Below are 22533 nucleotides of genomic sequence, written 5' to 3'. Positions count from 1 at the left end.
TCACCTGATCACGGTGACCAGACGGGTGAACTCGGCCGGCAGGTCGACGCCGTCCCACACCCGGTGGAAGGTCAGCGCGCTGCCCACGGGCACCATGCGGTCGACCCCGCGCCCGGCCAGCCCTCTGGCCAGCTCCTCCAGCTCGCCCTGGCCGAACCCGAAGTGCGTCATCGTCTGGTCGCGCCGCTCGACCAGCGCGGCCAGCTCCGCCAGCGACTCCAGCCTGGCGTGCGCGAACGTGCCGGCGCCGAGCCAGTGTCGCGGCGCGGCGGCCGAGGCGGCCAGCGTCACGTTGGCCAGCGCGTTGCCGCGGAACTCGACGCTCTCGGCGACCCCGTCGGCGGCCAGCCCGTAGGTGGAGACCCGCTTCTCGACGGCCATCGCCGCGTCGACCCCCCACCCGCGCACCGCGACCACCCGCGCCACGTGGTCGCCGAAGTCGGCCCGCGCCGCGTCGTAGTCGCCCTGCGCGCCCACCCAGTAAACGGTGCGTGGCGAGGAGCAGGCGGCCTGGTCGAACCAGTAGGTGTCGTTGACGAACCCCTCGGCGACCGTGACCCGCGCGGCTCTCGGCGCGCACAACCACGACGCCGCCCGCACCACGGCGAACGACGACCGGTCGGGGAAGACCAGGTCGCGGCCGTGCGGCGGGAGGGCGTGGCGGCGCAGCTCCAGCACGCTGCGGTCGCCGCCCCACACCACCCGCAGGTCGCAGGCGGCCGACAGCGCGGCGGTGACGGCGTCGTCGCGCTCGTAGGAGACGATCCGCTGGGTGGCGGCCACCACGGGATCGGCGTCGGCCAGCGCCTCGTGCAGCGTCTCAAGGACGACCTCGGCCACCGCGCCGGAGCGCGGCGACAGGCGCACGACGTTGCGGTTGCCCATCAGGGCCGACAGGGCCCAGGAGTAGACGAAGACGGTGTCGACGTTCGCGGGCGGGATGTGGAAGACCAGGCCGCGGGGCACGCGCACGTGCTCGGTGGGCAGCCCCTCCAGGGTGCGGGCCAGCTCGCTGGGGCGCAGGAAGAAGCCGAGCGAGCCGAGTTCGGGATGGCGGCGTGCCAGCGCGGGGCGCAGCAGCCGTTTGCCGAAGGCCGTCAGGAACGTGCGCACCCGCTCGTCGCCCACCTCCAGCGCCGGGCCCACCTGCCCCAGCAGCGCCGCCACGGACACGGCCGCCCCTGCGGGAAACCGCACCCGAACCAGCGAGGGCTCGTCGAGCGCCTCCCGGTCGAGCTCCGGGTCGTCCAGCATCAGCCCTGCCCAAAGGTGTCGCTGCAGCCGCGCGCCTCGGCCCTCGGCAGCCTGCCGAGCACCTCGAACCGCTTGCCCGGCCAGAATCCGTCGTCGACGCCGCGGACCACGCCCATGTCCTCGGTCAGCAGCACGTGGCCCGGGTAGGACGTCGGCAGCGTGCTGACCACCTCGATCAGCCCCGGCACGCCGGGCGGCGCCTCCTGCCAGGTCTCCGGGTCACGGATCACCACGTCGGCGAAGTCGGGGCAGTAGAGCCCGTCGCCGTCCGGCCCTTCCAGAAAGACCGTGCCGATCTGCTCCACCATCCCGTAGAAGTTGTGCACCTCGCGCAGCCCGCACTCGGCGACCAGCCGCCGGCGGAACTCGGCGTTGCCGATCGCCTGCTCGGCCAGCCGCTTCCACCCGCCGGAGTGGATGAGCACGCCGTGGGACAGGTCAGCTTCCAGATCGCGCAGGTAGAGCCAGGCCATGAAGGTGAACCCGAAGATCAGGAAACGCTGCGCGCCGTGACGCGCCAGGAAGCCCTTGACCGCCTCGGCGTCCACCCGGCCGTGCTCGTCGAGGACGAAGGTGTGGTCTCTGCCGAAGTTCATCATCCCGAGCACACCCGCGCCGCGCGCGCTCAGCGTCGGGTCGCGCACCACGGACCTGCTGTCGACGACCAGCATCGGCAGCCGCCGCTCGCCCAGCACCTCCTTGACCGTGGCGGCCAGCATGCGGGTCTGGGCGGCGGCGGCCTCGCGGTCGAGGTAGACGCGGCTCGGCCGCTGCCCGGTCGTGCCGCTGGAGGTCAGCACCCGGAACACCTGCTCCGGGGGTACGCTGCTCAGCTCATGGGTCTTGAACAGCCGCACGGGCAACCACGGCAGGTCGGCCACCCGTTCGTAGGGCGGCGCCGCGCCGACGGCGTCGAGGATGCGGCGGTAGGGCGGGCACGCCTGGCGGTGGCGCTCGGTCAGCGCCGCCAGCTCGGCGGCCAGCACCGGCTCCCGCTCGGCCGAGGCCAGGGTGAAGACCCCGCTCATGTGCGTGACTCCAGCGCCCGATAGTCGACCTTGCCGGTGGCCAGCAGCGGCAGCCGCTCGACCCTTCGCACGTCGAACCCGCTCCAGTGGACCCGGAGCTCGGCCCCCAGCCGCCGCGCCAGCCCGGCGCACCCGGCCGCGTCGAGCCCTTCGGCCCACACCGTCACCCGGTCGTCGCCGCTCGTGGCCGCGATCGGGACCGAGTCGCGCAGCAGCCGCTCGACGTCGTCGAGGTTCACCCGGATGCCGAAGATCTTGGCGATCCGCTTCAGCCGCCCGGTCAGGTAAAGGAACCCGTCGGAGTCGAGCCGCCCGAGGTCGCCGGTGCGCAGCACGCCGCCGAGTTGGTCGCCGAGCGCCAGGTCGGCCGCGTCGTCGGCGTAGCCCATCATGACGTTGGGCCCGTGGTAGACGACCTCGTCGTCGACGACGCTCAGCCGCCCGCCGGGCACGGCCCGCCCCGCCGACCCCGGCCTGTCGGCCAGCCGGTCGGGCGGCAGGACGGCGATGCGGGCCGTGGCCTCCGTCTGGCCGTACATGACGAAGAACCGGTCGGCCTGGGCCGAGAACCGGGTGACCAGCTCGGGGCTGAGCCGCCCGCCCGCCTGCGTGAGCGTGGTCAGCGACGGGTGCTCGGCGCGGTCGAAGCGGAGCCTGCGCAGCATCTCGTACTGGTAGGGGACGGCGGCCAGCGAGGTGCAGCGATGCTCGTCGAGGTGGGCCCAGAAGGAGCGCTCCAGCAGCCCCGCCTCGGTCAGCACCACGGTCGCGCCGGCCGCGAGGTGGCTGTTGAGCACCGACAGGCCGTAGCTGTAGTGGAGTGGCAGGCTCGTGGGCGCGATCTCGCCCGGCGTGATGGACAGGGCCTCGACGATGGCGTGGGCGTTGGCCAGCACGGCCTGACGCGACAGGCGGACGAGCTTGGGGCTGCCGGTCGAGCCCGAGGTGGCCAGCAGGACCGCCAGGTCGGGATGTGGCGGCGGCGCCTCGTGCCGCGCCGGTGGCGAGCCGTCGACCGCGTGCGTGAACCCGAGCAGCGCCGCCGGCCTGAACCGCCGGCTCAGGTCGGCCAGCGCACCCGCGGGCAGGTCGGGATCGAGCAGCGCGATCGCCCTGCCCGCCCGCCAGGCCGCCAGGTAGCGCAGCACCGAGGCGAGGTTGTTGCGCATGCCGCACAGCAGCGGGCCTGGCCGCAGCCTGGCCAGCACGTCGGCGGTGCGCGCGATGTGATGGACCAGCTCGTCGCCGGAGAGTCCCCCCTTTGGCTCTCCCGCGGCGACGAGCCGGGCTTGTGGGTGTGGGAACGTCACAGCACCAGCCCGCCATCCACACCAAGGACCTGGCCGGTGATGAAACACGCCTCGGACGAGAGCAGGAACGCCACGGCGCGGGCGACCTCGCCGGGCTCGCCGAGGCGGCCGAGCGGGGTCGCCGCGACCGTGGCCGCGCGGGCCCGGTCGTCGAGCGTGGAGAGCATGTCCGTGCGGATGTAGCCGGGGGCCACGGCGTTGACCCTGATGCCCGAGGGGCCGAGCTCTTTGGCCGCGGCCAGGGTGAGCCCGATGACCGCCGCCTTGGTGGCGGAGTAGACGGCCTGGCCGGGGTGGCCCGCGCGGCCCATGATCGAGGAGATGAGCACCACGGCGGGGCCCGCGCCCCTGCGCAGCAGCCTGAGCGCGGCCTGCAGGGTGTGGGTGGCCCCGACGGCGTTGACCTCGAAGAGCCGGCCGATCGTGTCGGGGCCGACCATGCCGAGCAGCCCGGCGGAGTGGATGCCGGCGTTGACCACGAGGGCGTCGAGCCGGCCGTGGCGCTGGTAGATCTGCCGCATCATGGCCGAGACGAGCCCGGGGTCGGCGACGTCGCCGTGGACCGAGTCGGCAGGGCCCCCGGTCTCTGCGGCGACCTCGGCGGCGGCCTTGGCGGCGCGCTCCTCGTCGCGGCCGTGGAGCACGACCGTGTGGCCCGTCGCGGCCAGCGTGGCGGCGACGGACCTGCCGATGCCCGTCGTGGAGCCCGTGACCAGGGCGACCCTGGCCTCAGCCGGCGGCAGCGCCATGCTTCTCCAGCAGTTCATGCGCCTTGGCGAACGAGCTCATGTCGATCATCTCGTCGGTGTCGATCATGATGGAGAACTCGTCCTCCATCGCGGCGATCAACGCCATGTGGGCCAGGGAGTCCCACTGCGGGATGGCACGGTATTCGAGACCGTCGACGTCGGCTTCGGGCGGCAGGTTGAGCGCCATGCGGAAGACGGCCCGCAGGCGATCGAGATGACTCATGATCACTCACTCTCTGTCTTCGAGCCGAGACGTAGTGTAGCGACTATTTCGAGTCATGAGAAACCAAGACCCCGTCCCGGGTAATGGAACTGTATAACGACGCGTGAGGCCCCTTGAGTGCTGGGAATGTCGGACGGGACACGATCCACCGTACGGGGGGAATAATGGACGAATCCAATCACTGGTACGGGCACTCCCGCATCCTCGGCAGATACTGCGGGCTGCCGGACGAGGCGCCCAAACGTATCCAGGGATTCCTCCAGCATGGCTGGAACTATCTGCATGGATTTCCGCCCAACGACCACTGGTGCAGCCCGGGTTATCCGCGTTTCATCTGGTCTGACGTGCTTCGTCGCCGTGGCTGGTCGATGGGCCGCCGGGGTCACTACCTGATCGGCGCGCCCTGGATCTACCTCCTTCACATGGAGCCTGAGCTGGGCGTGGTGCCCGAACGCAACGGCACGATCTGGTATCCCTTTCATGGATGGGAAAAATATTCCGTGATCGGCGACCACGCCAGGCTCGCCGACGAAATCCGAAATGTCGAGACTGATCCAGTCACGGTTTGCCTTTATTGGCTGGAATACGCGAACCCGGACATCCGGCGGGCGTATGAATCGAGGGGATTCCGGGTCATCTGTCATGGCGAGCGCGGCTCCCGCTGGGAGGTGAAGGGGCGCGACTTCCTGCGCAGGCAACTGGTCCAGTTGCGGCGCCATCGCAGGGTGGCCTCCAACCGGCTCGGCAGCGCGCTGTTCTACGGCGCCTCGGTGGGCTGCGACGTGGCCGTGTACGGAGATCCGATGCAGTTCGAGGACGAACGCCCCGAGTACGGCGGCACGGCGCGCCGCATGCGGCTGTGGCCGGAGCTGCACGGCACCCGGGTCGACCCCGAACTGGCGGCGGAGACGGCGCGGCGCGAGCTGGGCTTCGATTATCAGGCGACACCGGAGGAACTACGGCGAATGTTCGGATGGAAGCGGCTGCGAGAGGGGGCCCCACCGCCCGGCGGGGGAGCGCGCAGGCCGGTGAAGGCGGCGGCCGGGCTGGGCGGGTCTCGTGGAGTGAGGTCATGAACGAGGCACCGGAGAACGTCCGGTTGATCGGCGGAGAAATGCTCCTGTGGTCTGACATGTCCAACATGGCCGGCATCACGGACTGGCGGGGCACGGCATCGGAGCTCATCGGGCGCATGGTCCCCGACAGCGGCCCAGACAGTGGCAGGGTGCTGCTGGTCGGGCCGCATCCGCAGGCCCTCGTGGACGACGTGGTGGAGCGGGCCCCTTCCGCGGCCGTGCTGCTGCGCTCCTACCCGGACGCCTGCGCGCTCGCCGAGCGGCACCCAGAGCTGGAGGTCTTCTGCGGGCGGCTGGAGGCGTTCGCCGCCGCGGAGCCCTACGAGCTGGTGCTGGCCCTCGACGGGCTGCTGCGCACACACTCCGCCGAAGCGCCCGCGGCGGCGTGGAACGAGTCGCTCGGCGCGCTGGCCGACCTGGTCGCGCCCGGCGGCCGGCTGGTCCTCGGCGTCCGCAACGACCTGGGCGTCGACCGCTTCATGGAGGCCAGGCCCGCCGACAGGGACGGCGGCGACGACCAGTGGGCGCCGCACGGCTTCGACCCCAGCTACCCCAGCGGCCCAGGAGTGCTCGACAGCGCGCTGGAGGCGGCGGGCCTGACCGTGCAGCGCTGCTACGCGGCCTATCCGGGCAGGCAGGCGCCGCGGGCGCTGCTCGCCCGCGAGGCGCTGGCCTTCGACCTGCCGGACGCGCTGACGTTCACGCTGAGCGCCAGGGGCGGTGACAGGATGCTGGTGGCCGACCCGCTGCGGCTGACGCGGCTGGTCTTCCGCCACCGGCTGGGGGAGGAGCTGGCCCCGCAGTGGCTGGTGGTGGCCACCCGCCCGCCGTGGACGGCCCGGATGGTGGAGCTGCCGCTCGGGCTCGTCGAGGACGACTCGGCGGTGCACGAGTTCACCCACGCGGGCCTGCGGCGGCTGCCCGACGGCGAGGAGAGGCCGATCCCGGCCGGCCGGGTGGTGGAGGAGATCCTGGTCGAGGCGTGCGCTCGCGAGGACGTCCGCATGGTGCGCGAGCTGCTCACCGGGCTGGCCGCCTGGGTGGAGGCGGGCGGCGAGCCGTCCGCCGCGACCGACGGCCTGGTCTACGACGGCGAGCGCTTCGCCGCCCTCGGCCCGGGCCCGCGCCCGTCCACGCCTCCCGACCCGCGCATCGCGCTCTGCCGCATCCTGTGGCGCTTCGCGGTGCGGCTGCTGGCGGCGGGCCACCACCACCCGTGGCCGTGGCCGCTGGAGGCCGACCAGCTCACGCTGACCCTGTGCGGCATGGCCGGGCGCCCCTGCGACCCCGGAGACCTCGACCTGGCCCGCAAGCTGGACGCCGAGCTGGGCCACCCGGCCGAGCTGGCCGAGCAGGCTCCGACCTACCGCGACCTGCTCGGCGCCCGCGACCGCCTGGCCGACCAGCTCACCCTGGCGCTGGCCAGGATCTCGCGCCTGGAGACCAAGCTCTCCTATCGCGAACGCGAGCTGGTCAGGGCCAAGGCGAAGCTGAGAAGGTCCCAGCGCAAGGCCACCGCCTACCGCAGAACCCTCGGTTACCGGCTCTCCCGCCGTCTCGCCCGCCCCAGGAAAGTCGCCCGCAAGGTCATCCGCCTTCTGTCCGGTTGAGAAAGAGGAGTGCGTGTGCCGGTTCTTTCGGTGATCGTCCCGTTCCACAACGTCGAGAAGTACATCGGACCCTGCCTCGACTCCATCGCCGCCCAGACGCTGGCGGACATGGAGGTGATCTGCGTGGACGACGGCAGCGGCGACGACGGTCCTGCTGTCGTCGAGGACCGGCAGGCGGCCGACGCCCGGATCAGCCTCATCAGGCAGCGCAACCAGGGCGTGGGCCGCGCCCGCAACGTCGGCGTCGCCCAGGCCACGGGCCGTTACCTGGCGTTCGTGGACGGCGACGACACCGTGCCGCCCGACGCGTTCGCCCGCCTGGTCTCCTCGCTCGAATCCACCGGCTCCGACCTGGCCTGCGGCAACGTCATGCGGCTGTACAACAACCTGCTCGTCCCCTCGTGGGCGCACCGGGACGCCTTCGCCAGGCCCATGCAGCGCACGCACATCACCCGCCATCCGCTGCTGCTGCGCGATCGCATGTTGTGGAACAAGGTCTACCGCCGCTCCTTCTGGGAGCGGCTCGGCCTGAGCTTCCCCGAGCGCATGTACGAGGACCAGCCCGTCGCCATGGCGGCCCACGTCGGGGCGCGTTCGGTGGACGTGCTGGCCAGGATCGTCTACCACTGGCGACACCGCGACGAGCCCGGCACCTCGATCACCCAGCGCCGCCTGGAGCCGGGCAACCTGCGCGACAGGCTCCTGTCGGTGCTGCAGACCGCCGACCTGCTCGCCCGCGGCGCGCCCAAGCTGAAACCCGACTTCGACAGCGACACTCTGGACATCGACATGGCCGTCGCGGTCGAAGCCATGGCGGCCATGGGGTCGGCCGCCGACCAGGAGCTGCTCGACCTGATCGTGCGCTACCTGGACGGCGTGTCCAACGAGGCCTGGCACAGCGTGCCGTTCACGCACCGCCTGCAGGTGCACCTGATGCACCGGCGCCGCCTCGACGAGCTGGCCCAGGTCTTCTGCCAGGACCGCTCTGGCCTGCTCCAGCCCCGCATGAGCGCCGGCGGGCTGCTGCGCAGGCGATGGTACGGCAGGCATCCGTCGATGCCGCGACACCTGGCGGGGGTCACCGGCGAGCTGAAGCTGACGGCCAGGCTCGTCAGCCTCGACTGGCGCGACGGCCTGCTCACCGGCGTCGGCCGGGTGGGCGTGGGCAGGTTCGAGCTCGGCGAGCTGCGCAGGACCCGGGTGCGGGTCTGGATGCAGGAGCGCAAGACAGGCCAGACCGTGCCGCTGTGCGACCAGGTGAACCCGCCGACCTGGGAGAACGTCGTGCAGGAGGACGGCGGCGCGCTCCCCGAGCACGCCTTCGACTTCGCCTTCGCCTTCGACCCCGCCGTGTTGTCGCCCGCGCAGCTGGCCCGCCGCGGCTACTGGGACCTGCGCGTGCAGCTCAGGGGCCACGGGCTGAAGCTGGAGGGCAGGGTGGCGGGGCCGCGCTGGCGTCCGCCGCTGATCCCCGCGCCGCGGCGCAGGTCGGGCGTGTGGCTGGTGCCGGTGCGCAACGCCAAGGGCGCGTGGGGCCTGCGGCTGCGCCTGGCGCCCGCCGTCATCGGCGAGTGCCGGGTGGACGGCGGCGACCTGGTGTTCTCCGGCGTGCTGTCCGACCTCGGCGACGGCGAGCCGGTGCTGCGGCTGCGCCGCAGGAGCGACGGCGAGGAGATGTACTTCCCGATCACGCTGGCGGGCACGGACTTCCACGCGCGCGTGCCGCTGGCCGACATCGACGAGAGCGTGGGCCGCGAGTCGTGGTGGGAGGTCGTCATCGACCAGGGGCGGCCCATCAGAGCGCTCGTGCGGACCCGCGAGCGCCCCGTGGCCACCGTCGCCGACCGGCGCTTCCTGATCGATCGGGGCGAGGACGGCTGCCTGCTGCTCGCCGAGCGCTGATCAGGTCAGAATGCCGGCCAGGGCCTCGACCACGCGGTCCTGCTGGGCGTCGGACAGGCCGGGGAACAGCGGCAGCGAGAGCTGCTCGGCGTAGTAGGCCTCGGCACGCGGGCAGAGCCCCCGCCGGTAACCGAGATCCTCGAACACCGGGTGGCGGTAGGCGGGCAGGTAGTTGACCTGGACGCCGATGCCGGCGGCCCGCATGCGTTCGTAGACCTCGCGCCGGCGTCCGTCGCGCACCCTGACGGGGTAGAGGTGCCAACTCGGCCGCACGTAGGCGCGCTGGGCCGGCAGCGTCAGCCCCGGCACGTCGCGCAGCAGCGTGTTGTACCGCGCGACCAGCTCCGCCCTGCGCTCGCGGAAGCCCTCCAGCCGCCGGAGCTGGCTGACGCCCAGCGCGCACAGCACGTCGGGCAGCCGGTAGTTGAGCCCGAAGGCGTGCACCTCCTGATGCCAGCCGCCCTCGCCGGGGTCGCGCTGCTCGGCGGGCTGCCTGACCAGGCCGTGGTTCCTGAAGCGGGCGGCCTTCTCGTACTGGCCGGGGTCGGCCGCCGCGACCGCGCCGCCCTCGGCCGTGGTCACGGTCTTGGTCGGGAAGAACGAGAACGTCGTCAGGTCGGCCAGCGCTCCGACCGGCCTGTCCTTGTACACCGAGCCGATCGAGTGGGCCGCGTCGCCCATCAGCGTCGCCCCGGCCCGGTCGGCGACCGCGCGCAGCTCGTCGTAGTCGGCGGGATGACCGGCGTAGTCGACCGCGGTGAGGACCCGCGTGCGCGGCGTCACCAGCGCCTCGGCGGCGTCGGGGTCGAGGTTGCCCGTGTCGGGCTGCACGTCGGCGAAGAGCACCCGCGCGCCCAGCAGCGCGGCCGTGGCGGCCGTGGCCACGAACGTCAGCGGCGAGGTGACCACCTCCGCGCCCGCCCGCACCCCGGCCGCCGCGTAGGCGACGTGCAGCGCGGCCGTGCCGGAGGTGACCGACACGCAGGGAACGCCGCCCGTCCAGCGGGCCAGCTCGGCCTCGAACAGGGCGACCGCGGGCCCGGTGGTGAGCCAGTCGCCGCGCAGCACCTCGGCGACCGCCTCGACGTCGGAATCCGCGATCGAATGCCGTCCGTAGGGCAGCATCAGCCGGCCACCATGGCGCGCAGGTCGTCGACCGACAACCACTGGTCGTTGGCGTCGGAGCGGTAGGCGAAGCCCTCCCGCAGCGGCTCGCCGGTGGTCGGCGGCGCGTAGCCCCAGGTCGCGATCGTGGGCTGGACCACGTAGCGGTCGGCCAGCCGCAGGGTCCTGCGGCCGTCGTCGGGGCCGATCATCTCCTCGTGCAGCTTCTCGCCGGGCCGGATGCCGATCTCGTAGATCGGGCTGTCCGGCGCCAGCGCCTCGGCCAGGTCGGTGATGCGCATGCTGGGGATGCGCGGCACGTACAGCTCGCCGCCGCGCATCTGGTCGAAGGAGTCGACGACGAACCTGACCGCCTGGTCGAGCGTGATCCAGAACCTGGTCATGCGCTTGTCCGTGATCGGCAGGCTGCCGCCCTGCTCGGCCAGGCGCTGGAAGAGCGGCACGACCGAGCCCCGGCTGCCGACGACGTTGCCGTAGCGGACCACGGCGAAGCGGGTCTCGTGGGCGGCGGCGTAGTGGTTGGCCGAGACGAAGAGTTTGTCGGCGACGAGCTTGGTGGCGCCGTACAGGTTGATCGGGCTGGACGCCTTGTCGGTGGACAGCGCCACCACCTTGCGCACGCCGCAGTCGATGGCGGCCTCGACGACGTTCTGCGAGCCGGCGACGTTGGTGCGGACGTACTCGAACGGGTTGTACTCGGCGGTGTCGACCTGCTTGAGCGCGGCGGCGTGGACCACGTGGTCGACGCCGTGCATGGCCCTGGTCAGGCGGTCGCGGTCTCTGACGTCGCCGATGAACCAGCGCAGCCGCTCGTCGTCGCCGAAGAGCTGCCTGATCTCGTACTGCTTGAGCTCGTCGCGGGAGAAGACCACCAGGCGCCGGACCCCGAGGGAGTCGAGCGCGTGACGGATGAACGCCTTGCCGAAGGACCCCGTTCCCCCGGTGATCAGAATGGACGATCCACTGAGAATGCTCATGTGGCCCCCTGAGTCGCGCTTACGCGCTGTAGTCGTCACTCCGGGCGGTAGCATAGCGCGGTCGATCGATGACATATTGTCACACGGTGAAGCGGGGGCTTCTGTGCGCATTGTCGGAATTGTTCAGGCCCGGATGGGCTCGACCCGACTGCCCGGGAAGGTGCTGCGCGAGCTGGGCGGCCGTTCCGTGCTGGGCTGGGTGGTGCGCGCCGCGCGCGAGGCGGGCGCGCTCGACGATCTCGTGGTCGCCACCACGACGGAGAGCGCCGACGACGCCGTCGTCGCCGAATGCCGCAGGCTCGGCGTGGCCTGGCACCGAGGACCGGTCGACGACGTGCTGACCCGGTTCGCGCAGGTCATGCGGGGCCGCCATGAGGAGGCCGTGATGAGGTTCACGGCCGACTGCCCGCTGCTCGACCCCGCCCTGATCAGGGAGGCGGCGCTGGTGTTCCGCGCGATCCCCTGGCTCGGCTACCTGAGCACGGGCCTGGAGCGCACGCTGCCGCGCGGCCTCGACGTGGAGATCGTCGGCAGGGCCGCGCTGGAGCGGGCCGACGCCGAGGCCACCGGGTTCCACCGCACCCACGTGACCTCCTACGTCTACGAGCACCCCGGCGACACGCGGCTGCTCGGGCTCGCCTACCGGCCGGTCGCCGGCGACCTGCGGGTCACGCTCGACACCGAGGACGACTGGCGGCTCATCTCCCGGGTCGTGGACGAACTCGGCGGAGACCGCTGCCTGCCGTTCAGGACACTGGTGAGCTGGCTGCGGCTGCGACCCGAGGTGTGCGGTCTCAACGCCCACGTCCGTCAGAAGGAGCTGCAGGAGGCATGAGCAAGGTGACACGGGTCGGCCTGCGCTGCGACGCCGCGCCCGCCAGCGGCGTCGGCCATCTGGTGCGCTGCGTGGCGCTGGCCGAGGAACTGTGCGCCAGGGGCGTCGAGGTGGTCTTCCTCGGCGAGGTGCGCGACTCGCCGTTCGCGCTGGCCCAGCTCAAGGAGCGCCGCTACAGACGGGTCACCCCGCCCGAGGAGCCGGCCCGGCTGGCGGCGCTGGCCGGCGAGCTCCGGCTGGACGCCGTCGTGCTCGACTCCTACGACCTGCCGCAGGAGAGCGGCGCGGCGCTGAGGGAGGCGGGCCTGGCGGTGCTGGCCATCGTCGACGGCGACCCGCTGGGGCAGGAGGCCGACCTCTACGTCGACCAGAACCTCGGCGCGGAAAGGCTCGACAGGCCGGGCGACTGGCTGGCGGGGGCCGACTACGTGCTGCTGCGCGACAGCGTGCGGGGGCTGGCCAGGACGCCGAGGCGGTGGCCGCTGCCGCGCGTGCTCTGCTTCTTCGGCGGCACCGACAGCGCGGGCGTCGTCCCGGCCTGGACGCGGGCGCTGCGGGAGACCGGGGTCGCCTTCGAGGGCACGGTCGTCAGCCCGACGCCGTTCGCCACGCTCGGATCCATCAAGATCATTGAGCCCACCAGCCGGCTGCCCGAGCTCATGGCCGGGTCCGACCTCGTGGTCACCGCGGCCGGCTCGGCCATCTGGGAACTGCTCCACCTCGGCGTGCCGACGGCGCTGAGCTGGGTGGCCGACAACCAGCTCATCGGCTACCGTGAGCTGGTCGGCCGGGGCGTCGCGGCGGCGCTCGGCCCGGTGCCCGACGAGCAGGCCGTCGGCGTGCTGGCCCGCCTGCTCGCCGACCCCGCCGCCCGCGAGGCGCTCGGCAGGCGAGGCCGCGGCCTGGTCGACGGCAAGGGCAGGGAACGCGTCGCCGACGCGCTGCTGGCGCTGCGCTAGATCAGGTCCCAGCTCAGCGGGGTGCCGAGGGGCGTGTCGCGGGTGAAACGCCGGCCCATCACCGCGTCGGCCGCCTCGGGGGGCAGGCCGCCCGCCGGCCTGATCGAGCGTACGTTGCCGGGGGTCACGGGGTCGCCCGCGCGCACGTCGCGCACCACGTACAGCGACCGGCGGAACCGCAGCCCCTCGCGCTCGGAGGGCCGGGGCCCGATGGTGGCGCTGCCCAGCGAGCGCCAGGCGCGCTCGCTCTCCACCACCAGCGCCGCCAGTTCGGCGGGCTCCAGCGAGAAGGCCGCGTCCACGCCGCCGTCGGCCCGCGACAGGGTGACGTGCTTCTCGATCAGGCAGGCCCCCAGCGCGACGGCGGCCAGCGCGGCCCCCAGCCCCGGCGTGTGGTCGGACAGCCCGGCGAGGTGTCCCGTCAGCGCCGACAACAGCGGCAGCGCCCGCAGGTTGCTCTCCGAGGGCTCGGCGGGGTAGGAGGCCGTGCACGACAGGACGGCCAGCTGGACGCACCCGGCCTCGCGGGCGGCGGCCACCGCGGCGTGGATCTCGCCGACCGAGGCCATGCCGGTGGAGATGATCAGCGGCTTGCCCGTGGCCGCCACGAGCCTGATCAGCGGCAGGTCCACGATCTCCGATGAGGCGATCTTGTACGCGGGCACGTCCAGCTTCTCCAGCAGCTCGACGGCCGTGGGGTCGAAGGGCGCGGAGAAGGCGACGAGCCCGCGCTCGCGCGCCCGGTCGAAGATCGGCCCGTGCCACTCCCACGGGGTGTGGGCGCGCTCGTAGAGCTGGTAGAGGCGCTCGCCGCCCCACAGCGCGTGGTCGTCGCCCAGCCGGAAGGCGGGCCCGTCGGCGTCGACGGTCAGCGTGTCGGCCCGGTAGGTCTGCAGCTTCAGCGCGTGCGCCCCGCTGTCGGCCACCGCGTCCACGATGGCCAGCGCCCGCTCCAGGCTCCCGTTGTGGTTGCCCGACAGTTCGGCGACGACGAACGGCGGATGCTCGGGCCCGATCGGCCGGCCCGCGATGGAGATCATGCGCTTTCCCTTCTGAGCTGGATGGCCACGACGTCGCGCGGCACCCCGTCCACATCCCGCTGGTACGACCCCACCTCCGCGAACCCGAACCGCTTGTGCAGCAGCCTGACCGGCTCGTTGTCGGCCAGCACCTCCCCGCGCAGCACGCGCACCCCGAGCGGGCCGAAGGCGTGGTCGATGGCCGCCCGCTCCAGGCCCATCCAGGCCCGCAGCAGCGTTCTCGACTCCTCAAGCCCGTCGAGGTCGAGGTAGAACCCCCAGGTGGCGCTCTCGGACGAAAGGCCCGTGTAGGACACCACGCCCGCGGAGACGCCGTCGTGGTCGTAGATCAGCACGAGCCTGCTCGCGTCGGCGCGGGTGGCCGCCCACCAGCGGGCGTGCTCCTCCTTCGTGATCTCGTGCGTGGCGAAGCTGGCGGCGCGTACGCGCGGGTGGTTGCGCCACTGGCGCATAACCGGCAGATCATCGTCCCGGACGCCTCTCAGCACCGCTCCCCCTACTATTCGTGATCGATCCATTGCACAAGGTAGCGGATCGCGCGTCCGGTAAAGAGCTCATCAGGGGACGGACATCGGATGCGCCCTCCACGGCATGCTGCCCCGAGACCCAAGAACCCGCGAGTCAAGGAGTAATCCGGCATGATCCCCCTGCTCAGTGTCATCGTCCCGTTCCACGACGTGGAGCCCTACATCGACCAGTGCCTGACCTCGCTGGCCGCCCAGACCCTGGAGGACATCGAGGTCATCCTGGTCGACGACGGCTCCGCCGACGGCAGCAGGCGCACGGCCGACGACTTCGTCGCCCGAGATCCCCGCTTCGTCCTGATCGGGCAGCGGAACCAGGGGCCGGGGCCCGCGCGCAACGCGGGAATGCGGCAGGCCCGCGGCACGTATCTGGCCTTCGCCGACAGCGACGACGTGGTGCCGCCGCAGGCCTACGAACGGCTCGTCGGCACGCTGGCCGAGACCGGCTCCGACCTCGCGTGCGGCGCGGTGGGGCGGCTGGTGGACGGCGAGCTGGAGGAGTCGACGCTGCACGAGAAGGTCTTCAGACGGCCGGAGCTCTGCACCCACATCACCGACAAGCAGGTGCTGGTCAGGGACCGCACGGTGTGGAACAAGGTCTACCGGCGCGACTTCTGGGAGCGGGCCGGCCTGTCCTTCCCCGCGGGCATCTACGAGGACGTGCCCGTCGCCATGCAGGCCCACGTGCTGGCCACCAGCGTGGACATGCTGGGCGAGGTGGTCTACCACTGGCGCAGGCGCGAGGCGTCGATCACGCAGCACCGCTCCGAGCTGTCCAACCTGCGCGAGCGCCTGGTCGCCATCCGCTCGGTACGCGCCTTCCTCGACGAGCGGGCGCCCGAGCTGATCGACGGCTTCGACTCGCTGGTGCTGGAGAAGGACATCATCTTCCTGTTCCAGGCGCTGGAGAGCGAGGAGGACAGCGGGCCGCTGCTTGAACTGGCCGACGCGTGGCTGTCCGAGCTGAGCCCGAGGGTGCTGGCGACCGCGCCCTCGCTGCGCCGCCTGGAGCTGCACCTGCTCAGCCGGGGCCTGGTGCGGGAGCTGTGCCAGGTGCGCGACTTCCGCCGGGCCCGCGAGGAGGGCACCCGCATCGTGCCACGCGGCTGGCGCGTCACCAACTGGTACGGCGACTACCCCTTCTTCCGCGACAGGCGGCTGCGCATCCCCGACGACGTCTTCGACGCCAGGGACGAGCTCAAACTGGTCGCCAGGGTCGAGCGGTGCGAGTGGACCGGCGCGGAGTACCGCCTGCGCGGGCAGGTGGCGATCCACCGGGTCGACCGCAAGATCGGCAAGATCGATCTGGTGCTCAGCGACGGCCGCCGCAAGGTCCCCCTGGAGGCGCGGCGTTCCGGCCGCTACGGCGTGGTCGCCTCCATCGACCCCGAGCGGCTGGCGGGCGGCGGGCCGAGCTGGCGGCTGCAGGCCCGCACCGAGACGCGCGGCCTGGTGCTCAAGAGCTGGTTCAGGGACGGCGAGGCCAACGCGGCGTGGCGGTTCTCCGTGCCGGGTTGGTCAAGAAGCGGCATGGACATGCCCCAGTAGTTCCAGACAGTAATCGCTCGGGCGCGGGGCGTGTTCATGCTGGTCTTCATGAGGACCTATTCGCTCGATGACGTCTACGAGACACGCAAGCGGAGAGATTCCTGGTGGACCGTGTATTTCGTGGACCCGGTCGCCTGCCGGGTCGCCCTTCCCGTCGCCAACCGCACCCACCTGACGCCCAACGGGCTCACAACGTTCTCGCTGGTCCTCGGCATGGTGTCGGCCGCTCTTTTCGCGGCGAACCAGCTCGTAGCGGGCGCCTGTGTCTTCTATCTGAGCTTCATGATCGACTGCGTGGACGGCAAAATAGCCCGGCTCAAGGGCACGGGCACGCCGTTCGGGCTCTGGCTGGACTACGTGGGGGACCGGATCAGGGTGGTCCTGTGTGCCGGGGGGCTGGCATACGGGCAGTACTCGCTGACCGGGGATGTCCGCTACGTCGTCCTCGGCGCGGCGGTGGCCGTGCTGGACCTGTTCAGGTACGTCAACGCGCCGCAGATGAAGCGGGTGCGCGAGACCGTCAGAGAGGCACGGGGCCTGCCCGAGCCGGAGGAGGGACGGCTGCCGCGGGGGCGCAGCCTGCCCAAGCGGCTCAACAGGTTCCTGGCCCGTCGGCGGGTGCGCTCGCACCTGATCAGCGGCATCGAGTTCCACGCGGCGGTGTTCGTGGTCGCGCCCCTCGCGGGGGCGTGGGCGCTGATCCCGCTCGCCGCGGGGGCGGGGGTGCTCCTTCTCGCCAACGAGGTCTTCCTTGTGTACCGAATGTGGCTCTTCACTCGCAGGCACAGCGTGGCTCCCTCTCAGGAGAGTCGAGAGCGCATTCTCGTCTAATTTTTCGGGGGTTAGTACGAAATGTCAGACCGGCCAGTCTTCGTCATCGGATGCCCACGGTCCGGCACCACGATGCTCCAGCTCATGCTGCACTCGCACCCGCGCATCGCGGTGCCGCCAGAGACGCGCTTCCTCGTTCCCGCTTATTACCGGCGCCGCACGTGGGGCGACCTGCGGATCGACCAGCGCCGCCGCGCCCTGGCGCAGTGGATCGCCACCGACCGCAGCACGAAGTTCCGCGAGCTCAAGATCGACAAGGACGAGTTCGTCACGCAGGTGATGGACGGGCCCGGCTCGCTCGGCTCGGTCTTCGGCACCGCCTTCCGCATGTACGCCGACCGCTTCGACAAGGCCCGCTGGGGCGACAAGCGGCCCAGCTACGTCAAGCAGGTCGACCTGCTGCTCAGGCTCTTCCCCGACGCCCAGTTCGTCCACCTCATCAGGGACGGCCGCGACTGCGTGGCCTCGCTGAAGGAGATGCCCTGGTACACGCTCGACTCCTTCCACGCCATCTCCACCTGGGCCGAGGCCATCGACGCGGGCGGCAGGCTCAAGCGCACGCTGCCCGAGGACACCTACTACGAACTGCGCTACGAGGACCTGACCGACGACCCGACGACCGAGCTGAAGAAGCTCTGCCACTTCCTGGACGAGGACTTCTCGCCGTCGATGATCTCGCCGCGCGAGGCCGCCAGCGTGGCCGTGCCGCAGCACAAGGTCTGGCACAGCAACACGCACGGCGAGGTCATCCGCACCCGCGTGGGAAGCTGGGCCAACCGGCTGGACGAGTGGGAGATCGCCCTGGGCGAGCACATGCTCGGCGACCGCCTGGAGTCCATGGGCTACGAGCTGTCGGGCGCTCCGAAGCCGGCCAAGGAGCACGTGATCGCCTGCCAGAAGACGATGCAGCGACGGCGGGCCAGCCGCATGCGCAAGCACATGCGCGACCGGCTCAACCGGCTGCGCGAGCCGAGCCCCATAGCCGCGATGCTCACCTCCAGGCAGCGGGCGCTGGCCGGCCTCCCGCAGCAGCGGTTGGAGGTCACCGAGTCGGTCTAGCGGTCGATGTGGGCGAACATCGACTCCCACCGGTCCAGCACGTGGTCGAGGCGGAAGGCCTCGGCCCGTGCCCGGGCATCGGCACCCAGCCGCCGCCGCTCGGCCGCCGAGGCGGCCAGCCGGGCCAGTTCGGCCGCGAACGCGTCCACGTCGCCCGGCGGCACCAGCACCGAGCCCGCCTGGCGCACGCCTCCCGACACGTCGAACGCCACCGACGGCACCCCGTGCGCGGCCGACTCAAGCAGCACGATGGGCAGCCCCTCATGCTCGCTGGTCAGGCAGACGATCGAGGCGTCGAGGTACTCCCGCGCCAGGCACGCGGCGGGCAGCAGCCCCCTGAAGACCACGCGGTCGCCGACACCCTCCCCGGCCGCGTGCGCGCGCAGCCGTTCGCGCTCGGCGCCGTCGCCGATCAGGTGCAGCTCCCACGGCCGTGGGACGTCCGAGCGGGCGAACGCGCTGATCAGCCGGTCGAACCGCTTGACGCCCTCCAGCCGGCCCACGCCCAGCACCCGGGGCGCCTGCAGCGCCGACACCTCCTCGGGCCACACCGGCAGGGGGTTCGGCAGCGCGCGGGCGTTGGGCAGCAGCGCGTGCTCGGCGAAACGCCACGCGTCGTCCTCGCTGAGGAAGACCGCCTGGTCGAGCGCGGGGTAGTGCTTCTTGATCGAGCCGAGGTGCCAGCAGGCGCTGGCATGGTCGTAGGAGCCGTGGTACTGCCCGATCGGCCGGAACGCCGAGGGCAGCAGCCGCGACATCCTGGCCACCACCGACGGCGAGGTCATCACCGCGTAGCCCGGCCTGATCCGCCGCAGCAGCTCCTTGAGCCGGCGGTCGGCCCGCCTGCGCGCCAGGACGTGGCCGGGCTCGGCCAGGGTCCGGCGGCTGACGACGTGGTGGTGGTAGCGCGGGCGCTCCACGTATCGGAACGGCGCCGCCGCCCGGTGCAGCCCGATCACGTGCACCTCGTGCCCGCGCTCGGCCAGGCCCTGGGCCAGGGTGTGGGTCACCTGCTGGACGCCGCCGAGCGTGTCGGCGTCCACGCAGGCGAAGACCACGCTCACCGCGCCCCCTCGAAGAAGTCGGTCACGATCCTGGCCGCCGCGTCGCCGCGTTCGTCGGCGCACCACAGGTCGCGGAAGGCCGCGTAGCGCTCGGCGAAGAACTCGCCCACGGCCTCCAGGTCCCTGAGCGCGCCCACCAGGTCCTCGGTCGTCGTCAGGCACGGGCCAGGCGCGATGGCGGGCAGGTCGTGGTACACGCCGCGTTCGGTGAGGCGGTAGTCGTCCCAGTCGTCGATGAAGAACACCATCGGCTTGCCGGTCAGCGCGTAGTCGCACATCACCGAGGAGTAGTCGGTCAGCAGCGCGTCCGAGGCCAGCATCAGATCGTTGACGTCGGGGTAGGAGCAGGCGGCCCGGACGAAGTGGCGCAGATGCTCGGGCGGGCTGTAACGCTCGACCGGATGCGTCCGCAGGAGCACCACCCAGTCCCCGGCCAGTTCTTCGGCCATGAGCTCCAGGTTCACGCGTACGGACTGGCCACTGCCTTTCCCCCGATCTCTGTACGTCGGCGCATAAAGGAGGATCTTTCGCCCGGGTGGGATTTCCAGCAGACTCACGACGTCCCCCGACGTCTCGGCTCTGACCAGCGCGTCGCACCGAGGCGTCCCGTACCGGTAGACCTTGCCCGTGTAACCGTTCGACGGCAGGAACACCCGCGAGAACTCCGCGCTCGGCGACACCAGCGCGTCCCAGCGCGCGACGGCCGCCCGCCACCGCGCCCTCGGCCCGTCGAAGTCGCCCCGCAGGTCGGGCGCGTCGAACCCGATCGACTTGATGCCCTGCCCGTGCCAGGTCTGCAGGTAGCGGGTGCCCGGCGGCTTCGGGTAGTCCAGCGGGAAGCCGTGGCTGTCCACCCAGATCCCGGCGCGGGCCATCGTCCAGATGTAGCGCCAGCTTCCCCGGCGGACGAGCCGCACGTCGGAGGGGAAGTTCCTGCGGCCCCTGGCCACCGACCAGACCGCCTCGACCGGCAGCGCGCGCCGGCGCAGCTCCTCGTAGATCGCCCGAGGGCTGCCGCTGTAACCCTTGCCGACGTCGGACTCGAACAGCGCCAGGTTCCGCCGCCGGGGCAGCACCCTGATCAGCACCTTGTAGGCCCGCAGCTTGGTCCGCGGCGTGTTGAAGCGCCTCATCAGCACCCGCTTGGCCCTGCGCGCCACCGACCGCACCCCCGGGTCGGGCCGCACGCACAGGTACGCCGCGCAGCCCTCGGCCCGCACCGTGCACCCGGGCAGCTCGATCGGCTCGGTGCGCGGGTCGAGGAGGAGCCGGTCGGTCGTGGTGTGGCCGTCGCAGGTCCGGGTGAAGCCGATGTGCGGATCGCACCTGCCGGTGGGGGTGAAGACGACCTCGCAGACGTACCCGCCCGCCTCGGACGGCTTCGGCTCGATGGGGACGCGCTCCGCCCCGGCCTGCAGGAACGCCGTCCAGTCCGGCGGCAGCACCCCGAACGGGTCGTAGGTGCGCACGGTCATCCGCACCCGTCTGCCGCCGGAGGACAGGGCCGACACCTCGTGCCGCAGCCGCGAGGCCGTGTAGGGCAGCTCGGCCAGGCGCAACTTCGTGATGTCCATGTCGGGGGAGGCCGAGGTGCCCCAGTACGTCCGCCCGCCGAGCTGCACCGCCGCCCTCGGCGCGGCCTTGGCCCCAGTGAGCGAGGCTGCGGCGACCAGCAGGTCCTCGGCCCGGTCGTCGAGGATGAGCCGGCAGCAGACCCGGTCCAGCGGCTCCATGCCCGCCAGGACGTCGGCGGGGATCTCCGCCAGGTACGGGCGCACGATCGAGATGAACTCCTTGACCCACACCAGGTCCCGCGCAGGCAGCGGGTTGAGGTAGACCCGCAGGTCCTGCCGCAGGAACCGGCGCTGGCGGTGCGGCACCAGGTCCTCGGCCCCGTACGCCCGCAGGATGTCGTCGCTGCGCCGGGCGGCGATGACGCGCTGCCGCACGTTGTCCAGGTCGTCGAAGCTCAGCGAGATCGACTCGTTGGTCGGCGCGCGGTGCCAGAGGTAGACCACCCAGGGCACGACCGCGAACCTGCGCGAGAGCGCGTACAGTTCGGTCGCGAACACGTGGTCCTCGTAGTGGATGTCCTCGGGGAAGCGCAGCGCCCTGTTCCGCAGCAGGCGCACGTCGTAGAGCTTGTTGGTGCTGAAGGAGTCGAGGAACAGGTCGGGGTCCTCGCGGATGTCCTCGACCACCCGCCGCCTGGCGAAAAGCGAGGGGTAGTACGGGTTCAGCCGCCCGTTCGACTCGAAAACCCGGGTGATCTGGCCCGAGACGAAGTCGGCCCCGGTGCGTTCGATCTCGGTGAGCAGGCTCTTGCAGGCGTGCCTGGGCAGTTCGTCGTCGCTGTCGAGGAACATGAGGTAGGGGGCGGTCGCGGCGTCGATCCCGTCGTTGCGCGGGGCCCCGCAGCCGCCGCTGTTGGAGCGCCTGCGCAGGTAGCGGACCCGCGGATCGCTCCACATGAGCCGGGCCGCCACCTGCGGCGTCTCGTCGGTGCTCGCGTCGTCGGAGATGATCACTTCGATGTCGCGTAGCGACTGACGCAGCACCGAACGCACGGCCCTGGGCAGGCGGGCCGCGTCGTTGTAGGTGATCACGACAACGGTGCAGTCCGGCATCCCACACATCCCCCACTAGTCCGTGGGAATGGGATTCCCGCAGGTGAAGGGATGCGTCCGGACTTGATTGAGTATTTGCCGGAAAATCAGCGCCTAAGCCGACGGATCACCCAAATCATGATCAGCAGCACCGCGACCGCGCCCGCGATCGGCGCCAGCCGCTTGAGTAGCGGCTGCCCGGCGACCTCCAGCAGGTCGAGCGCCTCCTCGTCGGGCGTGAGCGAGGTACGCATCGTGCCCGCAGGATGGACGTCCTGCTCGGACGGCGCCGCGCTCACCCGCGGCTCCTCCTCCCGCACCGGCTCCACGGTGGGCTCGGACAGCAGCTCCGCCAGATTGCCGGCGAACTTCTCGATGAGCTTCCCGCCGACCTCGGCCATCACGCCCCGGCCGAACTGGGCGGGCCGCCCGGTGACGTTGAACGACGTCTCCACCGACACCTTCGTGGACTCGCCGGCCGGCGTCATGCGCGCCCTGACGGTCGCCGAGGCCGTGCCGGAGCCCCTGGCCTCCTTGCCGGACGCCTGAATGGCCAGCGCATAGGAGTCTTTGTCCACGTCCTCGAATCTGGCCGTGCCCTTGTAGGTCACCATGATCGGGCCGACCTTGACCTTCATCCTGCCGGTGAACGCATCGCCCTCGAAGGTGTCCAGCGTCGCGCCGGGCAGGCACGGCGCCACCCGCTCGACATCGAGCAGGACCGCCCAGGCCTGCTCGATCGGAACCGGAACAGTGAACTCGTGCTCGAACCGCATCGCCATCGATCCGCTCCTTCCCGACTCGCCTGCCCAT

20 protein-coding genes are annotated in these 22533 nt (G+C 71.7%); 8 read left to right on the top strand and 12 right to left on the bottom strand.

Features of this window, described 5'->3' with window-relative positions:
- The 5 genes from ACFOY2_RS25890 to ACFOY2_RS25870 are packed head-to-tail and all read right to left on the bottom strand — an operon-like array spanning window position 1 to window position 4564.
- Entirely contained in the window at window positions 1-1254 is a 1254-nt protein-coding gene (locus ACFOY2_RS25890) for an acyl-CoA reductase (RefSeq protein ID WP_379530682.1), read from the bottom strand.
- Complete coding sequence (locus tag ACFOY2_RS25885) at window positions 1254-2282, bottom strand: LuxE/PaaK family acyltransferase (protein WP_379530681.1); 1029 nt, start codon at window positions 2280-2282, stop codon at window positions 1254-1256. The genes ACFOY2_RS25890 and ACFOY2_RS25885 overlap by 1 nt, the downstream gene beginning before the upstream one ends.
- A complete protein-coding gene (locus tag ACFOY2_RS25880) occupies window positions 2279-3592 on the bottom strand; it encodes an AMP-binding protein (RefSeq protein ID WP_379530680.1) in 1314 nt (437 codons plus the stop codon). Before ACFOY2_RS25880 ends, ACFOY2_RS25885 begins: the two co-directional genes overlap by 4 nt.
- The gene (locus tag ACFOY2_RS25875) at window positions 3589-4341 is read right to left on the bottom strand and encodes an SDR family NAD(P)-dependent oxidoreductase (protein ID WP_379530679.1); all 753 of its coding nucleotides are present in this window, start codon (window positions 4339-4341) and stop codon (window positions 3589-3591) included. Before ACFOY2_RS25875 ends, ACFOY2_RS25880 begins: the two co-directional genes overlap by 4 nt.
- Window positions 4322-4564 carry an acyl carrier protein gene (locus tag ACFOY2_RS25870; RefSeq protein WP_379530678.1) on the bottom strand — a complete coding sequence of 81 codons (243 nt, stop codon included), beginning with the start codon at window positions 4562-4564 and terminating at the stop codon, window positions 4322-4324. Before ACFOY2_RS25870 ends, ACFOY2_RS25875 begins: the two co-directional genes overlap by 20 nt.
- A gap of 164 nt (window positions 4565-4728) precedes the next feature.
- Between ACFOY2_RS25870 and ACFOY2_RS25865 the strand changes: the two genes are divergently transcribed.
- Genes ACFOY2_RS25865 through ACFOY2_RS25855 form a run of 3 tightly spaced genes read left to right on the top strand, consistent with a single transcriptional unit; the run spans window position 4729 to window position 9152 of the window.
- Window positions 4729-5640, top strand: coding sequence for a hypothetical protein (locus ACFOY2_RS25865; protein ID WP_379530677.1), 912 nt, complete (start codon window positions 4729-4731; stop codon window positions 5638-5640).
- Complete coding sequence (locus tag ACFOY2_RS25860; protein ID WP_379530676.1) at window positions 5637-7250, top strand: hypothetical protein; 1614 nt, start codon at window positions 5637-5639, stop codon at window positions 7248-7250. The genes ACFOY2_RS25865 and ACFOY2_RS25860 overlap by 4 nt, the downstream gene beginning before the upstream one ends.
- Window positions 7251-7265: 15 nt before the next feature.
- Window positions 7266-9152 carry a glycosyltransferase family 2 protein gene (locus ACFOY2_RS25855; RefSeq protein WP_379530675.1) on the top strand — a complete coding sequence of 629 codons (1887 nt, stop codon included), beginning with the start codon at window positions 7266-7268 and terminating at the stop codon, window positions 9150-9152.
- On the opposite strand, the gene ACFOY2_RS25850 is transcribed toward ACFOY2_RS25855, so the two are convergent.
- Window positions 9153-10277 carry a DegT/DnrJ/EryC1/StrS family aminotransferase gene (locus ACFOY2_RS25850; RefSeq protein ID WP_379530674.1) on the bottom strand — a complete coding sequence of 375 codons (1125 nt, stop codon included), beginning with the start codon at window positions 10275-10277 and terminating at the stop codon, window positions 9153-9155.
- The gene (pseB, locus tag ACFOY2_RS25845; protein ID WP_379530673.1) at window positions 10277-11254 is read right to left on the bottom strand and encodes a UDP-N-acetylglucosamine 4,6-dehydratase (inverting); all 978 of its coding nucleotides are present in this window, start codon (window positions 11252-11254) and stop codon (window positions 10277-10279) included. The genes ACFOY2_RS25850 and pseB overlap by 1 nt, the downstream gene beginning before the upstream one ends.
- A 103-nt stretch (window positions 11255-11357) precedes the next feature.
- On the opposite strand from pseB, the gene ACFOY2_RS25840 reads away from it, so the two are divergent.
- Entirely contained in the window at window positions 11358-12089 is a 732-nt protein-coding gene (locus ACFOY2_RS25840) for a cytidylyltransferase domain-containing protein (protein ID WP_379530672.1), read from the top strand.
- Window positions 12086-13048 carry a PseG/SpsG family protein gene (locus tag ACFOY2_RS25835; RefSeq protein WP_379530671.1) on the top strand — a complete coding sequence of 321 codons (963 nt, stop codon included), beginning with the start codon at window positions 12086-12088 and terminating at the stop codon, window positions 13046-13048. Before ACFOY2_RS25840 ends, ACFOY2_RS25835 begins: the two co-directional genes overlap by 4 nt.
- Here the strand turns inward: ACFOY2_RS25835 and pseI are convergent.
- Both pseI and ACFOY2_RS25825 read right to left on the bottom strand, forming a co-directional pair.
- Complete coding sequence (gene pseI, locus ACFOY2_RS25830) at window positions 13045-14088, bottom strand: pseudaminic acid synthase (RefSeq protein ID WP_379530670.1); 1044 nt, start codon at window positions 14086-14088, stop codon at window positions 13045-13047. The two genes, ACFOY2_RS25835 and pseI, sit on opposite strands and share 4 nt — an antisense overlap.
- Window positions 14085-14576, bottom strand: a complete 492-nt coding sequence (locus ACFOY2_RS25825) for a GNAT family N-acetyltransferase (RefSeq protein ID WP_379530669.1) — start codon at window positions 14574-14576, stop codon at window positions 14085-14087. The genes pseI and ACFOY2_RS25825 overlap by 4 nt, the downstream gene beginning before the upstream one ends.
- A 150-nt stretch (window positions 14577-14726) precedes the next feature.
- Here ACFOY2_RS25825 and ACFOY2_RS25820 point away from each other — a divergent pair, with 150 nt between their 5' ends.
- From ACFOY2_RS25820 to ACFOY2_RS25810, 3 genes are read left to right on the top strand one after another with little or no spacing between them, the layout of a single operon-like run.
- Entirely contained in the window at window positions 14727-16160 is a 1434-nt protein-coding gene (locus tag ACFOY2_RS25820; protein WP_379530668.1) for a glycosyltransferase family 2 protein, read from the top strand.
- Window positions 16161-16208: 48 nt separating this feature from the next.
- Window positions 16209-16991 (top strand): CDP-alcohol phosphatidyltransferase family protein, encoded by a 783-nt coding sequence (locus ACFOY2_RS25815; RefSeq protein ID WP_379530667.1) that lies wholly within the window; start codon window positions 16209-16211, stop codon window positions 16989-16991.
- A gap of 21 nt (window positions 16992-17012) precedes the next feature.
- Entirely contained in the window at window positions 17013-18050 is a 1038-nt protein-coding gene (locus ACFOY2_RS25810) for a sulfotransferase family protein (RefSeq protein ID WP_379530666.1), read from the top strand.
- On the opposite strand, the gene ACFOY2_RS25805 is transcribed toward ACFOY2_RS25810, so the two are convergent.
- The 3 genes from ACFOY2_RS25805 to ACFOY2_RS25795 all read right to left on the bottom strand — a co-directional run bounded on the left by ACFOY2_RS25805 (window position 18047) and on the right by ACFOY2_RS25795 (window position 22502).
- Window positions 18047-19114, bottom strand: coding sequence for a glycosyltransferase (locus ACFOY2_RS25805; protein WP_379530665.1), 1068 nt, complete (start codon window positions 19112-19114; stop codon window positions 18047-18049). The genes ACFOY2_RS25810 and ACFOY2_RS25805 overlap by 4 nt on opposite strands.
- Entirely contained in the window at window positions 19111-21741 is a 2631-nt protein-coding gene (locus ACFOY2_RS25800) for a CDP-glycerol:glycerophosphate glycerophosphotransferase (RefSeq protein ID WP_379530664.1), read from the bottom strand. Before ACFOY2_RS25800 ends, ACFOY2_RS25805 begins: the two co-directional genes overlap by 4 nt.
- 86 nt (window positions 21742-21827) lie before the next feature.
- Window positions 21828-22502 carry an SRPBCC family protein gene (locus ACFOY2_RS25795; RefSeq protein ID WP_379530663.1) on the bottom strand — a complete coding sequence of 225 codons (675 nt, stop codon included), beginning with the start codon at window positions 22500-22502 and terminating at the stop codon, window positions 21828-21830.
- Window positions 22503-22533 lie beyond the last annotated feature (31 nt).

This window comes from Nonomuraea purpurea, assembly GCF_042650645.1.
GTDB classification, from domain to species: domain Bacteria; phylum Actinomycetota; class Actinomycetes; order Streptosporangiales; family Streptosporangiaceae; genus Nonomuraea; species Nonomuraea purpurea.
Note: the sequence above shows the minus strand (reverse complement) of the source record. Positions and strands in the feature narration are given on the sequence as shown.